The sequence below is a fragment of the Calidifontimicrobium sp. SYSU G02091 genome, from assembly GCF_022631395.1.
Lineage (GTDB): Bacteria > Pseudomonadota > Gammaproteobacteria > Burkholderiales > Burkholderiaceae_C > Calidifontimicrobium > Calidifontimicrobium sediminis.
The window spans coordinates 52,840-66,868 of sequence record NZ_JALBGB010000015.1; the positions used below are offsets into that span (position 1 = coordinate 52,840).

Sequence of the window (14,029 nt, forward strand, 5' to 3'; positions counted from 1 at the left end):
GCCTTTCGCAATCAGCGGTTGGCCTCATCCGGCGACTTGGCACGGCGACCTTGTTCGAGTCCCGCGCTGAAGGCCGCCTCCAGCGCGGCGCGGATGTTCCACACCGCCAGGTCGTGGAAATCCAGGCTGTCCGAGTGGCGGGTTTGCAAGGTCTCGATGCCGAGATGCTGCTGGGCGATCTGGGTCAGGAGGGTGTCGATGGGGTGCATGGCGGGTTCCTCTCGGTGTGGTTGGCGTGACGTGATGAACGCGCTGTTCGGCAGTGAAGCCAAGCGCTTTCTGCTTGGCTTCACGCGATGAGTCAGGCCTTGCGCAGCACCGCGATGCCGGCTTGCGCGAGTTCCAAGGCCGCGGCATGGAACGCCATCTCGCCGATCCAGGGGGCGGCGCGGGCGTCGTCGAGCAACTGGTCGATGACCGGCCTGGCCTTGGCGCGCATCGCCGCGCAGGCGGCCTCCAGGTCGTCGCGGCTGGCGGCCGCCACCTCGGTGCGGCAGCTGCGCACCAGGATGGTCAGCGCCGCTTCGGCCAGCTTCGTGGCCAGGGTATCGAGAGTGTTGGCGTTCATCGGGGATCCTTTCGATGGTGGTTGGCGTGCCGTGATGAACGCGCTGTTCCCGAGGAAAGCCAAGCTCGATGTGCAGGAATGACGAACAAATGATTGAAGAAGGTGACGATGGGTCTTTCCATTCGCGCCTACGCGCGCCACCGGGGCGTGTCGCACGTGGCCGTGAAAAAGGCCATCGACACCGGGCGCATCACGACGCTTGCCGACGGCACGATCGACCCCGAGACGGCCGACGCGCAGTGGGCGCGCAACACCGTGCAGCCTCGGCGAACGCCTGAGCCGCAGAAGTTCGATACCAAGAAGCCGCAGGCCCGTCCCGAGCGCGAGATCCCCGACCCCGTCCCCCCGCCGTTGCCGACTGGCGGCACGTCGTTGCTGCAGGCGCGCACGGTCAACGAGGTGCTCAAGGCCCAGCTCCACAAGGTGGAGCTGGCGCAGCGCAAGGGCGAGCTCGTCGACCGCGCGCAGGCGGTGGCGCATGTGTTCAAGCTCGCGCGCACCGAGCGCGATGCGTGGCTGAACTGGCCGGCGCGCATCTCGGCGCAGATGGCCGCACGGCTTGGCGTCGAGCCCCACGCGCTGCACGTGGCGCTGGATGCGGCCGTGCGCGAGCACTTACAGGAATTGGGCGAACTGCGGCCACGCGTGGACTGACGATGATCGAGTACGACGGCGCCGACGCGATCGAGCGCGCCTGGCGCGAAGGGCTCACGCCCGATCCGCTGCTGACGGTCTCCGAGTGGGCCGACCGCCACCGGGTGCTGTCCAGCAAGGCCTCGAGCGAGCCGGGGCGCTGGCGCACGAGCCGCACGCCTTACTTGCGCGAGATCATGGATTGCCTGTCGCCCACTTCGCCCATCGAGCGGGTGGTGTTCATGAAGGCCGCCCAACTCGGCGCCACGGAGATGGGTTCGAACTGGATCGGCTACGTGATCCACCACGCACCCGGGCCGATGATGGCGGTATGGCCCACGGTGGAGATGGCCAAGCGCGCCTCCAAGCAGCGCATCGACCCGCTGATCGAGGAGTCGCCGGTGCTCTCCGAACTCATCGCACCGGCACGCAGCCGGGATTCGGGCAACACGATCCTGGCCAAGGAGTTTCGCGGCGGCGTGCTGGTGATGACCGGGGCCAACAGCGCGGTGGGCCTGCGCTCGATGCCGGTGCGGTATCTGTTCCTCGACGAGGTGGACGGCTATCCGCTCGATGTCGAGGGTGAAGGCGATGCGATCTCGCTCGCCGAGGCGCGCACCCGCACCTTTGCCCGACGCAAGATCTTCATCGTCTCGACGCCCACCATCGCGGGGTCCTCGGCCATCGAACGCGAGTACGAGGCCAGCGACCAGCGCCGCTACTTCGTGCCCTGTCCGCACTGCGGCCACCGGCAATGGCTGCGTTTCGATCGGCTGCGCTGGGAGAAGGGCCGTCCGGAGACGGCGGCCTACGTCTGCGAATCCTGCGAGGCGCCCATTGCCGAGCACCACAAGACCTGGATGCTCGAGCACGGCCAGTGGCGCGCGACGGCGCAGGGCAAGACGGCGGGCTTTCACCTGTCGTCCCTGTACAGCCCGCTGGGCTGGCGCGCCTGGCGCGACATCGCCGCGGCCTGGGAGGCGGCGGTCAGCAAGGAAACCGGGTCGGCTGCGGCGATCAAGACCTTCAAGAACACCGAGTTGGGTGAGACCTGGGTCGAGGAAGGCGAAGCCCCCGACTGGCAGCGCCTGCTGGAACGGCGCGAGGATTACCGCATCGGCACGGTGCCCGCAGGCGGCCTGCTGCTGGTCGGCGGCGCCGACGTGCAGAAGGATCGCATCGAGGCCTCGATCTGGGCCTTCGGGCGCGGCAAGGAATGCTGGCTCGTCGAGCACCGCGTGCTGATGGGCGATACGGCCCGCGATGCGGTGTGGCAGCGCCTGGCCGAGCTGGTCGCCGAGACCTGGACGCACGCCTCGGGCGCGGCGATGCCGCTGGCCCGCTTCGCGCTGGATACCGGCTTTGCGACCCAGGAGGCCTACGCCTTCGTGCGCGCCTGCCGCGACGCACGCGTGATGGCGGTCAAAGGCGTGTCGCGCGGAGCAGCCTTGATCGGCACGCCCACCGCGGTGGACGTCTCGCTCGCCGGCAAGAAGCTGCGCCGGGGCATCAAGGTGTATTCGGTGGCGGTGGGGCTGGCCAAGCTGGAGCTCTACAACAACCTGCGCAAGAGCGCGGACATCGATGAGGACGGCGTGACGGTCACGTACCCGGCCGGATACGTCCACCTGCCCAAGATCGACGCCGAGTTCATCCAGCAACTCTGCGCCGAGCAACTGATCACCCGCCGCGACCGCAACGGCTACCCGGTGCGCGAGTGGCAGAAGATGCGCGAGCGCAACGAAGCCTTGGACTGCTACGTGTACGCCCGCGCGGCGGCCAGCGCCGCCGGGCTGGACCGCTTCGAGGAGCGCCACTGGCGCGAGTTGGAGCGGCAACTGGGGCTGGACAGTCTGCCAGCCCTTGAAACAACCACCGAATCCATCAACGAGGCTACCCATCGGGGTGGCATCAAAGTTTCTGCAACCCGAAACACCGGCCGGCGCGTGATCCGCAGCCCATGGCTGCGCTGATCCCCGCTGGCCGATCTGACGCCGCAAGGAGAACCCATGAGTCTGGCCACTCGCATCGAAAGCCTGGTCATCCGCGTCGCGCAGGAGTTCAACGACGTCCGCGCCAAGGCCGGGAATCTCGCCAACCTCACCACCACCGACAAATCCAGCCTGGTGGCGGCCATCAACGAGCTCAAGGCCGCGGTGCTGGCATCGGGCGCGATCGACGACAGCCAGGTCGCCACCACCAGCACCTATTCGTCGAGCAAGATCGTCACGCTGCTCGATGCGCTCAAAGCCGAGATCCTGGGCGGGGCCGATGCCGCCTATGACACCCTGCTGGAGATCCAGCAGCTGCTGCAAAACGGCACCAGCGGTCTGGATGCCTTGCTGGCGGCCGTCAACAACCGGGTGCGCTTCGATGCGGCGCAGACGCTCACCGCCGCCGAAGCCGCGCAGGCGCGCAGCAACATCGGCGCGGTGGCCGTCAGCGATGTGGGCGACACCGACACCGACTTCGTCGCCGTGTTCGAAGGGGCGCTGCTCTGATGAGCCTGGCCGCGCGCATCGCCGCCTTGGCCAGCCGCATCGGGATCGAGGTCCAGGCCAAGATCGATGCCGGCCATCCGGGGCTGGCGCGGGCCTGGGTGTGCTTTGGCCATGTCGGCGGCCAGATCGTCGTGCGGGCCGCGCACAACGTCGCCGCGGTGACCCGCATCGCAGCCGGCCGCTACCGCGTGAGCTTCGCCACACCGATGCCGGATGCGAACTACTGCTGGGTGGGTGTGGCCCGCAGCAACACCAACACGGGCACGCAGCGGCTGCTGATCGTGCGCTCGACCTTGGATGAGAAGACGCCGACGCACGTCGATGTGGGCTGCGCGACCACCGCGGCGTCCTTCGCCGACTCCCCCGAAATCAACCTCGTGGTCTACCGCTGATGTCCTATACCCAAGCCCACCTCGAAGCCTTGGAAGCGGCGCTGGCCAAAGGCGAAAAACGCGTGAGCTTCGGCGACAAGACCGTCGAGTACCGCAGTGTCGAGGAACTGCAGGCTGCGATCGCGGCGGTCAAGCGCGACCTGTTCGAGCAGGCGGCTGCCACGGGGCTGTGGCCCGGCGCGCCGCGGCAGATCCGCATCACCACGAGCAAGGGGTTCTGATGGCCTGGTACGCGAAGATCCGCAGTCTGTTTGGTGGGGCGCCGGTGCACGAGGCTGCCGGCCGTGGCCGTCGCTCCTTGGCGTGGATGCCCGGTAACCCCGGCGCGGTGGCGGCGATGCTGGCCACGAGCGCCGAACTGCGCACCAAGAGCCGCGACCTGGTGCGGCGCAACGCCTGGGCCAATGCCGGTATCGAGGCGTTCGTCGCCAACGCGGTGGGCACTGGCATCAAACCGCAGTCGATGGCCGAGGATGAAGCCTTCCGCGCCGACGTGCAGGCGCTGTGGCGCGACTGGACGGAGGTGGCCGACACCACCGGGCAGACCGACTTCTACGGCCTGCAGGCGCTCGCCTGCCGGGCCATGCTCGAGGGGGGCGAGTGCCTGATTCGCCTGCGCTGGCGGCGTCCGGAGGACGGCCTGATCGTGCCGCTGCAATTGCAGCTTCTCGAAGCCGAGCATCTGCCGCTGCATCTCAACACGGAACTGCCCTCGGGCAACGTCGTGCGCGCCGGCATCGAGTTCGACAGCCTGGGGCGGCGCGTGGCCTACCACCTGTATCGCTCCCACCCCGAAGATGGGCGGCTTGCGCCCATGTCGGGCCAGGGCGGGCAGGAGACGGTGCGAGTTCCGGCATCCGAGATCATGCACCTCTACCGGGTGCTGCGCCCTGGCCAGATCCGCGGCGAGCCCTGGCTCGCGCGCGCGCTGGTCAAGCTCAACGAGCTGGACCAGTACGACGACGCCGAGCTCGTGCGCAAGAAAACCGCGGCGATGTTCGCCGGCTTCATCACACGGCTTGCCCCCGAGGACAACCTGATGGGCGAAGGCGTGGCCAACGATGCCGGCATCGCGCTGGCGGGGATGGAGCCTGGAACCTTGCAGATTCTGGAGCCGGGCGAGGACGTGAAGTTCTCCGATCCGGCCGACGTGGGCGGCAGCTACGGCGAGTTCCTGCGCGCGCAGTTTCGCGCGGTCGCCGCGGCCATCGGCGTGACCTACGAGCAATTGACCGGAGACCTCTCCGGCGTGAACTACTCCTCCATCCGTGCCGGGATGCTGGAATTCCGCCGCCGCACCGAGGCTATTCAGCACGGCGTGCTGGTGCACCAGTTGTGCCGCCCGGTGTGGAACGCCTGGCTCGATCAGGCCGTGCTGGCCGGCGGCCTCACGGCGCCCGGCTATGCCCGCCGCCGGCGGGAGTATCTGGCCTGCAAATGGATTCCCCAGGGCTGGCAGTGGGTCGACCCCGAAAAAGAGTTCAAGGCGATGCTGCTGGCGATCCGCGCGGGCCTCATGAGCCGCTCGGAAGCGATCTCGGCCTTTGGCTACGACGCCGAGGATGTCGACCGCGAGATCGCTGCGGACAACCAGCGCGCCGATGACCTCGGCCTGATCTTCGACTCCGATCCGCGCCGCACGACCAAGGGCGGCGGCAGCGCCGAGTCCAACGCACAGGCCGCCGATAGCCCTGCGCCGGCCGCCTGAAGGAACCCGCATGATCCCGTTGCCGCATCTTGCGGCGCGTCTGTTTGGCGCGCCGCTGCTGATCCATCGCCCGAAACTTGAGGTCATCCTGGCCGTGCTGGGGCCGCGCATCGGTTTGGCGGATAGAGGAGCGCCGCTACCGCCACCCGCTCTGCGCAGCCCGCCTGCCGCCAAGGCGGGCATCGCCGTCTTGCCGATCCACGGCACGTTGGTGCGGCGCACTGGCGGGCTGGAAGCCGCTTCGGGGCTGACCAGCTACCAGGACATCGCCGCGCAGCTGGATGCGGCGATCGCCGACCCAGCGGTCGCGGCCATCGTGCTGGACATCGACTCACCCGGCGGCGAGTCCGGTGGCGTGTTCGACCTGGCCGACCGCGTGCGTGCGGCCGCACAGATCAAGCCAGTCTGGGCGCTGGCCAACGACATGGCCTACTCGGCGGCCTACGCCATCGGCTCGGCTGCCAGCCGCCTCGTGGTTACCCGGACCGCAGGCGTTGGCTCGATTGGCGTCATCGCCATGCACGCGGATCAGTCGGTGCGCGATGCCCAGGATGGCATCCGGTACACGACCGTGTTCGCCGGCGCACGCAAGAACGACCTCAACCCGCACGAGCCGATCTCGGACGAAGCCCACGCCTTGCTCAAGCGCGAGGTGGATCGGATCTACGGCCTGTTTGTCGACACCGTGGCCCGCCATCGCGGCTTGAGCACGGATGCGGTGCGCGCCACCGAAGCCGGCGTGTTCTTCGGACAGGACGCCGTCGCGGCAGGGCTGGCCGATGCCATCGGCACCTTCGACGACCTGCTGGCCGATTTGACCGCGGCACTTTCACCGCCGGCGACGCGTGCCTTCGCGCCGCCGGGACACCTTCACTCACCACGACTGGAGCATGTCATGAATGAACCCGGAACCCCTGCTGACCCTGGGCTTGGTGCTGATCCTGATCGCGCTGTTGGCGCGCATCCGCCGATGAGCATCGAGGACGCACAGGAGATCGCCGAACTGTGCGCGCTGGCGGGCTGCCCCGAGCGCATCGCCGCTTACCTCGCCGCACGCACGCCACCCGCCCAGGTGCGCAGCCAGCTGCTGGCTGTCCGCGCCAGCGGGCAGGAGATCCACAGCCACATCGCGCCGGATGCGGCCAAGCCGAATCCCCCATCCCTCCACGACAACCCCCTGGTGCAGGCGGCCCGCGCCCGCGCCGGCAAGGAGAAGTGACATGCCCGCCATCACCGAAGGACTGAACCTGGGCGATCTTCTGAAGTACGAAGCGCCCAATCTCTATTCCCGCGACCAGGTCACGGTCGGCGCGGGCCAGAACTTGCCCCTGGGCGCGGTCGTCGGCTTGGTCACCGCCACCGGCAAGGTCAAGAGACTCGACCCATCGGCCACCGATGGCAGCCAGGTGGCCGCCGGCGTGCTGATGCAAGCCGTGGACGCCACGCTCATCGACCGCGAGGACGGGCTGATGCTGGCCCGCCACGCCATCGTCGCCGATCACGCCCTGGCGTGGCCCGCCGCCATCACCGCCTCGGAAAAGCAGGCTGCCATCGCGCAGCTCAAGAGCCTGGGCATCCTCGTGCGCAAAGGAGTCTGACGATGAACAACCCCTTCGAGAACCCCGCCTTCTCGATGTCGGCGCTGACCGCCGCCATCAACATCCTGCCCAACAACTACGGCCGCCTGGAAGAGATGGGTCTGTTCCCAGCCAAGCCGGTTCGCTTTCGCTCGGTCGCCGTGGAGGAGAAGAACGGCGTGCTCACCCTGCTGCCGACGATGCCGGTGGGCTCGCCCGGCACGGTGGCCAAGCGCGGCAAGCGCAAGCTGCGCTCGTTCGGCATCCCGCACATCCCGCACGACGACGTGGTGCTGCCCGAGGAAGTGCAGGGCATCCGCGCCTTCGGTTCGGAGACCGAGGTGCAGACCGTGGCGGCGGTGATGGCCGAGCACCTGCAGGCAATGCGCAACAAGCACGCCATCACCCTGGAGCATCTGCGCATGGGTGCCTTGAAAGGCAGCATCCTCGATGCCGACGGCACCGAGCTCTACAACCTGTTCGACTTGTTCGAGATCTCGCCCAAGGTCATCAACTTTCAGCTCGGCAACCCGGGCACCGACGTCAAGAAGAAGTGTCTCGAGCTCAAGCGCTACATGGAAAAGAACCTCATGGGCGAGCGCATGACCGGCATCCACTGCCTGGTATCCGAGGAGTTCTTCGATGCGCTGACCAGCCATGAGAAGGTCGTCGCCGCCTACGACCGCTGGCAGGACAGCCTGGCCCTGCGCTCGGACATGCGCGCGGGCTTTACCTTCGCTGGCATCACCTTCGAGGAATATTCGGGCGAGGCCAGCGACGGCGACACCACGCGCCGCTTCATCGCCGCCGGCGAGGGCCACGCCTTCCCGCTGGGCACGGTGGACACCTTCGCCACCTACTTCGCGCCGGCCGACTTCAACGAGACGGCCAACACGCTGGGCCAGCCGCTGTACGCCAAGCAGGAGCCGCGCAAGTTCGACCGCGGCACCGACATCCACACCCAGTCCAACCCACTGCCGATGTGCCATCGCCCGGCCGTGTTGGTGAAGGTGCTGGCGTCCTGATGGACGTTGAAACGCTGTACGAAGCGGCACGCAATGCCGGACTGCTGACCGTCGTCACGGTCGCGGGCACCACGGTGCATTGCGCCTTCCGCGCCCCGGACGAGACGGTGCTCGACGGGCTGGCACTGTCGCGGGACTATCAGATCGACTACCCGGCGTCTTGGATGACGCTGGCCGTCGGGGACACGGTCGAGGTGGCGGGCAGCAGCTATCAGGTGCGCGACGTGCGCGCCATCGGCGACGGCGCCGAGCATCGCGCCTTTCTTTCCCAGCTCTGAGGAATGCCCCATGAACTCCATCCGCGAGCGCCTCTTGCGGGAGGTCGTCGCACGCTTGTCATCGGCGATTGCACCGATCCCGGTGCTGCGCATGCCGGCCGTGCCGGTTACCCGCGAGGCCAGTCCGGCGCTGCTGCTGTTCGTCGAGGGCGACAGCATCACGGCCCACGCCAACCATCTCGTCGACCGGCAGCTGTCTGTCCGGCTTGCCGTGGTGGCGCGCGGCGCGGATGCCTTCGACGTGGCCGACCGGCTGCTCACCGCGGCGCACGCGGCCATGCTCGCCGACCCGAATCTGGGCGGTTTGGCCATCGCCGTGCGCGAGATCGACTGCGAATGGGAGTTCGACGAAGCCGACGCCGGGGCCGTCGCGCTGCCCGCCCGTTACGAAATCCGCTACCGCACCCACGCCCTCGACCTCACCCAAACAGGATGAACCCCTTATGCCAAATCTCTCCATCGAGCTACTGAAACCCCATACCCACGCAGGCAAGCGCCTCGCTGTGGGTGAGCGCCTCGACCTGCCCGAGGCCAGCGCCCGCTGGCTGATCGCCCAGGGCGTGGCCAAGGCGGCCACCCCGGTTCTCGACGCCAAACCCGCCCGCCGCGAGCCGGCCTCCGGCACCCCCCAAGGAGACTGACCATGGCCTACTTCTCCGGACAAGGCCGCGTCTACATCGGCGCGCGCGACTCGGCCGGCAACCCGGCGGGGCTGACCTTCGTCGGCAACGTGCCGGAACTGAAGGTGTCGCTGTCGGTGGACACCATCGAGCACCAGGAGGCGCAGTCCGGCCAGCGCCTGACCGACCTGCAGCTCATCAAGACCAAGAAGGGCGAGTTCGCCTGCACGCTGGAGGAACTCATCCCGGTCAACCTGGCGCTGGCGCTCTACGGCCACAGCACCCCGATCACGCCGGGCACGGTCACCGGCGAAGCCTTGCCCAACCCGGTCACGCCGGGGCACCTCTATCCGCTGGCGATGCAAAACGTCTCGGCGGTGCAGGTGCAGGACTCGAACTCGACCACCCCGAAGACGCTGCCGGCCAGCCAGTACACCGTCAACGCCAAACACGGCTCGCTGGTGATCCTGGACGCCGCGACCGGCGGCCCGTACACCGAGCCCTTCACGGTGGACTATGCGTACGGCGCGGCCAGCCACACGGCCATGTTCACGCAAGCCCTGCCCGAGCGCTGGATCCGCTTCGAGGGTCTGAACACCGCCGACGGCAACCGCGAGGTGGTGATCGATCTGTACCGCGTGGCGATCAACCCGGCCAAGGAGCTCTCGATCATCACGGACGATCTGCTCAAGTTCGAACTCTCCGGCCAGGTGCTGGCGGACCTCACCAAGCCGGTCGGCGGCGATCTCGGCCAGTTCGGCCGCCTGGTGCTGTTGTAAGGGGATGACGATGGCCCCCACGAGCACCGACTTTCAGACCTTCCCGCCCGTGCCCAGGGTGGTGACAGTGGCCGGCACCGCGCTGGAACTGACGCCGATCCGGCTGGGCGAGTTGCCGCGACTGCTGGCCGCGGTGCGGCCCATCGCCGCCGATCTCTCGGCCGAGCCGGACTGGTTCGATCTGCTTGCACGGCATGGCGAGGCCGTGCTGGAGCTGCTGGCCATCACCACCCGGCGCGAGCGGGCTTGGATCAACGACTTGTCGCTTGATGATGCCGTGCAACTGGCCGCCGCCGTGTTCGAGGTGAACGCGGATTTTTTCGTGCGGCGGGTGGTGCCGGCGATCCAGGGCGCGGCGCAGCATCTGGCGCCGATCCTGGAGCAGATGCAGGCTGGGACCAGGCGGTTGCCCGCCTGATCCGCGCCGGGCACCGGCTCGATGAGGTGATGCGCTACACGCTGCCGCAGGCGCGGGCCTTGCTGGAGGCCGATGCACGGGTCGAGCGGCAGCACCTCGCCCTGCGGCTCGCTGTCCACGCCGTGGCGGCGCAGGGCGACCGGGCTGCGATCGAGCGGCTGCAGCGCGAGTTGTGGGAGGACGTGCGGTCATGAAACTGACGCTGGCCACCTCCGGACTGCTCGATCCGCGGCAACTCTCGGCCTGGAGCACACAGCGTCGGCGGGCGATCCACGCGGCGGTGGCCAAGGGGATGGCGGTAGGCGGCCGGGAGGTGCGCGAGGCCGCCCGCGCCCAGATGAGGAGCGCCTTCGAGGTGCGGCGCGCGAGCTTCGTCTCGTCGATGCAGACCAAGGTGTTCGACCGCAAGCCCGAGCGTCTGCCCGCGCTGTGGGTGGGCAGCCGCATCCCCTGGCTGGGCATCCACACCCAGGGCGGCACCGTGAGCGGCAATCTGCTGATCCCGCTGCTGTCCGGCCGCATCGGCCCCAAGCGCTTCAAGGCCGTGATCGACGGCCTGATGCGCTCGGGCAACGCCTTCTTCGTCGAGAAGGACGGGCGCGTGCTGCTGATGGCCGAGAACCTCCAGGAAAACGCCGCGCAGCTCAACCGCTTCAAGCGCGCCGAGCGGCAGCGCAGCGGCGTCAAGCGCCTGCAGCGCGGCCAGGAGATTCCGATTGCCGTGCTGGTGCGGCGGGTGGATCTCAAGCGCCGGTTCGACCTTGGCGCTGCCGTGCAACCGGCCTTGTCGGGCTTGGCGCGGGCGATTCAACGAGAACTGGACCAGGCCTGATGGCAAACAACCGCGCCCAAATCCTCATCCGCGCCGTCGACGAGACGCGCGGTGCCTTCGACTCGGTCAAGCGGGGCCTGGGCGGCTTGGCTGATGCCGCCCGCAGTGTCAACGGCGTGCTCGCCGGGCTCGGCGTGGCCCTGTCGGCCGCGGGTCTCGGGGCCATGGTCAAGTCGGCGCTGGGCTCGGCCGATGCGCTGAACAAGCTCTCGCAGCGCGTGGGCATCACGGTGGAGGCTCTGTCCACCCTGGTGCCGGCGGCGGAACTGTCCGGTGTCTCGGCGCAGACCTTCGAGACGGGGCTCAAGAAGCTCGCCACCACGATGTTCGAGGCGGCCACGGGCTCGGAGGAGTCCGCCCGGCGCCTCAAAGCGCTGGGCGTGGAGTTCAAAAACCAGGACGGCACACTGCGCGCGACCGATGCGGTGCTGCTCGATCTGGCCGACCGTTTCAAGGCCATGCCCGACGGGGCGCAGAAGTCGGCGCTGGCAGTGCAACTGTTCGGCAAGAGCGGCGCCGAGCTCATCCCCTTCCTGAACCAGGGACGCGAAGGCATCGCGGCCCTGACCGGCGAGATGGAAGCGCTCGGCGTGCAGATCGGCGGCGACACCGCCGCGCAGGCCGAGGTGTTCAACGACTCGCTGGCCAAGCTGCGGCTCGCCGCGACGAGTCTGGCCAACCGGGTGATCGAGGCCTTCCTGCCGGCCCTGAACGAGATGGCCGGCGGGATGGTCGAGTCGGCCAAGCAGGGCGGTGCCTTGCGCGCGATCCTGGATGGCGTGGTGCTGGTGCTCAAGACCCTGGCGCTGGGTGCCGCCACCGTCGGCAAGGCCTTCATCGCTCTGGGTGAGGCGATCGGCGCAGGTGTCGCGGCGGCAGTCGAGGCCCTGCGTGGCAACACCGCCGGAGCCAAGGCCATCATCGCCGAGCTCAAAGGCAATCTGATCAAACGACTCGATGAGCTGGCCGAGTTCCGCGACAGTCTGTTCGACCCCAAGCCCATCGAGGTCCAGGCCCCCAAGGTGCAGGCCGATCCGGCGCTGCTGCGGCGGCTCACGACGCCGGGCAAGACCCGCGACACGGCCAGCGCTCAGGCTGCGTGGATGCAGGCCCGGCTCGACGCCGAGTTCACCCTGCTCAAAGACGGCTTGCGCCGCCAACAAACCGCGCTCGACGCCGCGCTCGAAGATCGTCTCGTTTCCCTGCGCGACTACTACGCCCGCAAAACCGCGCTCGAGCAGCAGGAGATCGACGCCGAGATCGCCCGCACGCAGCAGCGGCTTGCGCGCAGCCGGCAGGTGGCAGCCGGCGGCAAAAGCGAGGAGGAGCGCCTGCGCGGCAAGGCCGAGGTCGCCAGGCTCGAGGCCGAGCTGATCACGCTCAACAACAAGCGCGCCGACGTCGAGCAGAGCAATGCCCGCGCCGCGGCCAAGGCCGAGCGCGAGCTGGCCGATGTGCTGGCACAGGCCCGGGAGGAACTGGCCAGGCTCACCGGCACCGACACGGCGCAGGACCGCAGGGCCGCGATCGAGCGCAGTTATCGCGATCTGCGCGCGCGCCTGCTGGCCGAGAGCGATGCCGACGGCGTTTCGATCATCGACCGCCTGATCGACGTCAAGGCCGCGCAGGCCAACCTCGAGGCGATCGAGGCGCAGTGGCGGCAGGTCACCGAACGCCTGCGCAACGCGCAGGAGGGCATCCAGATCCAGCAGCAGGCCGGGCTGCTCACCGAAGCCCAGGCGCGGCAGCAGATCGTGGCCTTGCAGCGCGACTCCGCCGCCGAGATGCAGCGGCTCCTGCCCGCGATGCAGCAGGCCGCGCAGGCGATCGGGCCGGAAGCGGTCCACCGGGTCGCCGCCTGGCGCAACGAACTGGAGCGCACACGGCTCGTCGCCGACGAACTCGCGCCGCTGTGGAACCGCATCGGCGAAGGCTTCGGCAACGCCCTGCAGGGCATGGTCACCGGCGCGCAAAGCTTCCGCGAGGCGCTGTCGAACCTGTTCCGCCAGGTGGCCGACGCCTTCTTGCAGCAGATGGTGATCCAGCCCTTCCAGCAATGGGTGGCGATGCAGGCGCGGATGCTTGCGCTGAAGCTTGGCTTCCTCCAGCAGGAGCAGGCCATCGAACAGGCGGCCGCCGCCCAGTCGGTGGCCACCAAGCAGGCCGAGACGGCGGCCAAGGTCAGCGCCAACGCCGCCGAGGCGGGCTCGGGCGCGGCCGCCTCGCAGGCGTCGATTCCGGTCGTGGGCCCGGGGCTGGCGATTGCCGCGATGGCCGCGATGGTCGCGGCCGTCATGGCGCTGATGGGCAACATCAAGAAGTTCGCCGCCGGCGGCTACGTCACCGGCCCCGGCACTTCGACCTCAGATTCCATCCCGGCGCGGCTGTCCGCCGGCGAGTACGTGGTGCGCGCGGCCGCCGTGCGGCGCGTCGGCGTGGCCTTCCTGGACGCGATCAACGGCCTGAAAGCCCCGCCCGTCTGGGACGGTCATCGGCTGGCCCTGGCCGCCGGCGGCCTCGTGCCCCAGGTCCAGGTGCAGCCGGCCGCACCGCCGGTCAGCCAGGCCGTGCGCATCGTCAACGCCATCGACCCGGGCGTCACCCACGACCACCTGCAGACCCCCGCCGGCGAGCGGGTGATCCTCAACATCATCGGGCGCAACGCGCGCGCGGTGCGCGCGGCGCTCCAGGGATAAGC

The 14,029-nt window shown here is 68.8% G+C and carries 19 protein-coding genes; 17 read left to right on the forward strand and 2 right to left on the reverse strand.

Annotation, left to right across the window (positions count from 1 at the left end; translation table 11 throughout):
- Positions 1-11 precede the first annotated feature (11 nt).
- Together MOJ79_RS10845 and MOJ79_RS10850 are read right to left on the reverse strand one after the other, a co-directional pair.
- Positions 12-209 (reverse strand): DUF6900 domain-containing protein, encoded by a 198-nt coding sequence (locus MOJ79_RS10845; protein ID WP_241924176.1) that lies wholly within the window; start codon positions 207-209, stop codon positions 12-14.
- A 92-nt stretch (positions 210-301) separates the two neighbouring features.
- Positions 302-568: a hypothetical protein gene (locus tag MOJ79_RS10850; RefSeq protein ID WP_009518247.1), complete on the reverse strand. Its 267-nt coding sequence runs from the start codon at positions 566-568 to the stop codon at positions 302-304.
- Positions 569-676: 108 nt separating this feature from the next.
- Between MOJ79_RS10850 and MOJ79_RS10855 the strand changes: the two genes are divergently transcribed.
- From MOJ79_RS10855 to MOJ79_RS10935, 17 genes are read left to right on the forward strand one after another with little or no spacing between them, the layout of a single operon-like run.
- On the forward strand, positions 677-1,222 hold the full coding sequence (locus MOJ79_RS10855) for an elements of external origin (protein ID WP_241924200.1): 546 nt from the start codon (positions 677-679) through the stop codon (positions 1,220-1,222).
- A gap of 2 nt (positions 1,223-1,224) precedes the next feature.
- Entirely contained in the window at positions 1,225-3,174 is a 1,950-nt protein-coding gene (locus MOJ79_RS10860) for a phage terminase large subunit family protein (RefSeq protein WP_241924177.1), read from the forward strand.
- A 36-nt stretch (positions 3,175-3,210) separates the two neighbouring features.
- Positions 3,211-3,702 carry a hypothetical protein gene (locus MOJ79_RS10865; protein ID WP_241924178.1) on the forward strand — a complete coding sequence of 164 codons (492 nt, stop codon included), beginning with the start codon at positions 3,211-3,213 and terminating at the stop codon, positions 3,700-3,702.
- A complete protein-coding gene (locus tag MOJ79_RS10870; protein WP_241924179.1) occupies positions 3,702-4,094 on the forward strand; it encodes a hypothetical protein in 393 nt (130 codons plus the stop codon). The genes MOJ79_RS10865 and MOJ79_RS10870 overlap by 1 nt, the downstream gene beginning before the upstream one ends.
- Positions 4,094-4,315, forward strand: coding sequence for a phage head-tail joining protein (locus MOJ79_RS10875; protein WP_009518242.1), 222 nt, complete (start codon positions 4,094-4,096; stop codon positions 4,313-4,315). Before MOJ79_RS10870 ends, MOJ79_RS10875 begins: the two co-directional genes overlap by 1 nt.
- Complete coding sequence (locus MOJ79_RS10880; protein ID WP_241924180.1) at positions 4,315-5,802, forward strand: phage portal protein; 1,488 nt, start codon at positions 4,315-4,317, stop codon at positions 5,800-5,802. Before MOJ79_RS10875 ends, MOJ79_RS10880 begins: the two co-directional genes overlap by 1 nt.
- A gap of 10 nt (positions 5,803-5,812) precedes the next feature.
- Positions 5,813-7,021: a S49 family peptidase gene (locus MOJ79_RS10885; protein WP_241924181.1), complete on the forward strand. Its 1,209-nt coding sequence runs from the start codon at positions 5,813-5,815 to the stop codon at positions 7,019-7,021.
- Between the two features lies 1 nt (position 7,022).
- Positions 7,023-7,400: a head decoration protein gene (locus MOJ79_RS10890; protein ID WP_019560047.1), complete on the forward strand. Its 378-nt coding sequence runs from the start codon at positions 7,023-7,025 to the stop codon at positions 7,398-7,400.
- Between the two features lie 2 nt (positions 7,401-7,402).
- Positions 7,403-8,404, forward strand: coding sequence for a major capsid protein (locus tag MOJ79_RS10895; protein WP_009518238.1), 1,002 nt, complete (start codon positions 7,403-7,405; stop codon positions 8,402-8,404).
- A complete protein-coding gene (locus tag MOJ79_RS10900) occupies positions 8,404-8,682 on the forward strand; it encodes a head-tail joining protein (RefSeq protein WP_009518237.1) in 279 nt (92 codons plus the stop codon). The genes MOJ79_RS10895 and MOJ79_RS10900 overlap by 1 nt, the downstream gene beginning before the upstream one ends.
- Before the next feature lie 10 nt (positions 8,683-8,692).
- Positions 8,693-9,118: a hypothetical protein gene (locus tag MOJ79_RS10905; protein ID WP_009518236.1), complete on the forward strand. Its 426-nt coding sequence runs from the start codon at positions 8,693-8,695 to the stop codon at positions 9,116-9,118.
- Between the two features lie 7 nt (positions 9,119-9,125).
- A complete protein-coding gene (locus MOJ79_RS10910) occupies positions 9,126-9,323 on the forward strand; it encodes a DUF7210 family protein (protein ID WP_147654015.1) in 198 nt (65 codons plus the stop codon).
- Between the two features lie 2 nt (positions 9,324-9,325).
- Positions 9,326-10,081, forward strand: a complete 756-nt coding sequence (locus tag MOJ79_RS10915) for a hypothetical protein (RefSeq protein WP_241924182.1) — start codon at positions 9,326-9,328, stop codon at positions 10,079-10,081.
- A 10-nt stretch (positions 10,082-10,091) separates the two neighbouring features.
- Entirely contained in the window at positions 10,092-10,499 is a 408-nt protein-coding gene (locus tag MOJ79_RS10920; protein ID WP_147654013.1) for a DUF6631 family protein, read from the forward strand.
- Positions 10,500-10,528: 29 nt separating this feature from the next.
- Positions 10,529-10,693: a hypothetical protein gene (locus MOJ79_RS10925; protein WP_181952647.1), complete on the forward strand. Its 165-nt coding sequence runs from the start codon at positions 10,529-10,531 to the stop codon at positions 10,691-10,693.
- Positions 10,690-11,331 (forward strand): DUF6441 family protein, encoded by a 642-nt coding sequence (locus MOJ79_RS10930; protein WP_147654012.1) that lies wholly within the window; start codon positions 10,690-10,692, stop codon positions 11,329-11,331. The genes MOJ79_RS10925 and MOJ79_RS10930 overlap by 4 nt, the downstream gene beginning before the upstream one ends.
- A complete protein-coding gene (locus MOJ79_RS10935) occupies positions 11,331-14,027 on the forward strand; it encodes a phage tail protein (protein ID WP_241924183.1) in 2,697 nt (898 codons plus the stop codon). The genes MOJ79_RS10930 and MOJ79_RS10935 overlap by 1 nt, the downstream gene beginning before the upstream one ends.
- Positions 14,028-14,029: the final 2 nt, after the last annotated feature.

Coding starts and splice junctions, on each gene's coding strand:
- MOJ79_RS10845 (WP_241924176.1), bottom strand. CDS start 209: ATGCACCCCATCGACACCCTCCTGACCCAGATCGCCCAGCAGCATCTC.
- MOJ79_RS10850 (WP_009518247.1), bottom strand. CDS start 568: ATGAACGCCAACACTCTCGATACCCTGGCCACGAAGCTGGCCGAAGCG.
- MOJ79_RS10855 (WP_241924200.1), top strand. CDS start 677: ATGGGTCTTTCCATTCGCGCCTACGCGCGCCACCGGGGCGTGTCGCAC.
- MOJ79_RS10860 (WP_241924177.1), top strand. CDS start 1,225: ATGATCGAGTACGACGGCGCCGACGCGATCGAGCGCGCCTGGCGCGAA.
- MOJ79_RS10865 (WP_241924178.1), top strand. CDS start 3,211: ATGAGTCTGGCCACTCGCATCGAAAGCCTGGTCATCCGCGTCGCGCAG.
- MOJ79_RS10870 (WP_241924179.1), top strand. CDS start 3,702: ATGAGCCTGGCCGCGCGCATCGCCGCCTTGGCCAGCCGCATCGGGATC.
- MOJ79_RS10875 (WP_009518242.1), top strand. CDS start 4,094: ATGTCCTATACCCAAGCCCACCTCGAAGCCTTGGAAGCGGCGCTGGCC.
- MOJ79_RS10880 (WP_241924180.1), top strand. CDS start 4,315: ATGGCCTGGTACGCGAAGATCCGCAGTCTGTTTGGTGGGGCGCCGGTG.
- MOJ79_RS10885 (WP_241924181.1), top strand. CDS start 5,813: ATGATCCCGTTGCCGCATCTTGCGGCGCGTCTGTTTGGCGCGCCGCTG.
- MOJ79_RS10890 (WP_019560047.1), top strand. CDS start 7,023: ATGCCCGCCATCACCGAAGGACTGAACCTGGGCGATCTTCTGAAGTAC.
- MOJ79_RS10895 (WP_009518238.1), top strand. CDS start 7,403: ATGAACAACCCCTTCGAGAACCCCGCCTTCTCGATGTCGGCGCTGACC.
- MOJ79_RS10900 (WP_009518237.1), top strand. CDS start 8,404: ATGGACGTTGAAACGCTGTACGAAGCGGCACGCAATGCCGGACTGCTG.
- MOJ79_RS10905 (WP_009518236.1), top strand. CDS start 8,693: ATGAACTCCATCCGCGAGCGCCTCTTGCGGGAGGTCGTCGCACGCTTG.
- MOJ79_RS10910 (WP_147654015.1), top strand. CDS start 9,126: ATGCCAAATCTCTCCATCGAGCTACTGAAACCCCATACCCACGCAGGC.
- MOJ79_RS10915 (WP_241924182.1), top strand. CDS start 9,326: ATGGCCTACTTCTCCGGACAAGGCCGCGTCTACATCGGCGCGCGCGAC.
- MOJ79_RS10920 (WP_147654013.1), top strand. CDS start 10,092: ATGGCCCCCACGAGCACCGACTTTCAGACCTTCCCGCCCGTGCCCAGG.
- MOJ79_RS10925 (WP_181952647.1), top strand. CDS start 10,529: ATGCGCTACACGCTGCCGCAGGCGCGGGCCTTGCTGGAGGCCGATGCA.
- MOJ79_RS10930 (WP_147654012.1), top strand. CDS start 10,690: ATGAAACTGACGCTGGCCACCTCCGGACTGCTCGATCCGCGGCAACTC.
- MOJ79_RS10935 (WP_241924183.1), top strand. CDS start 11,331: ATGGCAAACAACCGCGCCCAAATCCTCATCCGCGCCGTCGACGAGACG.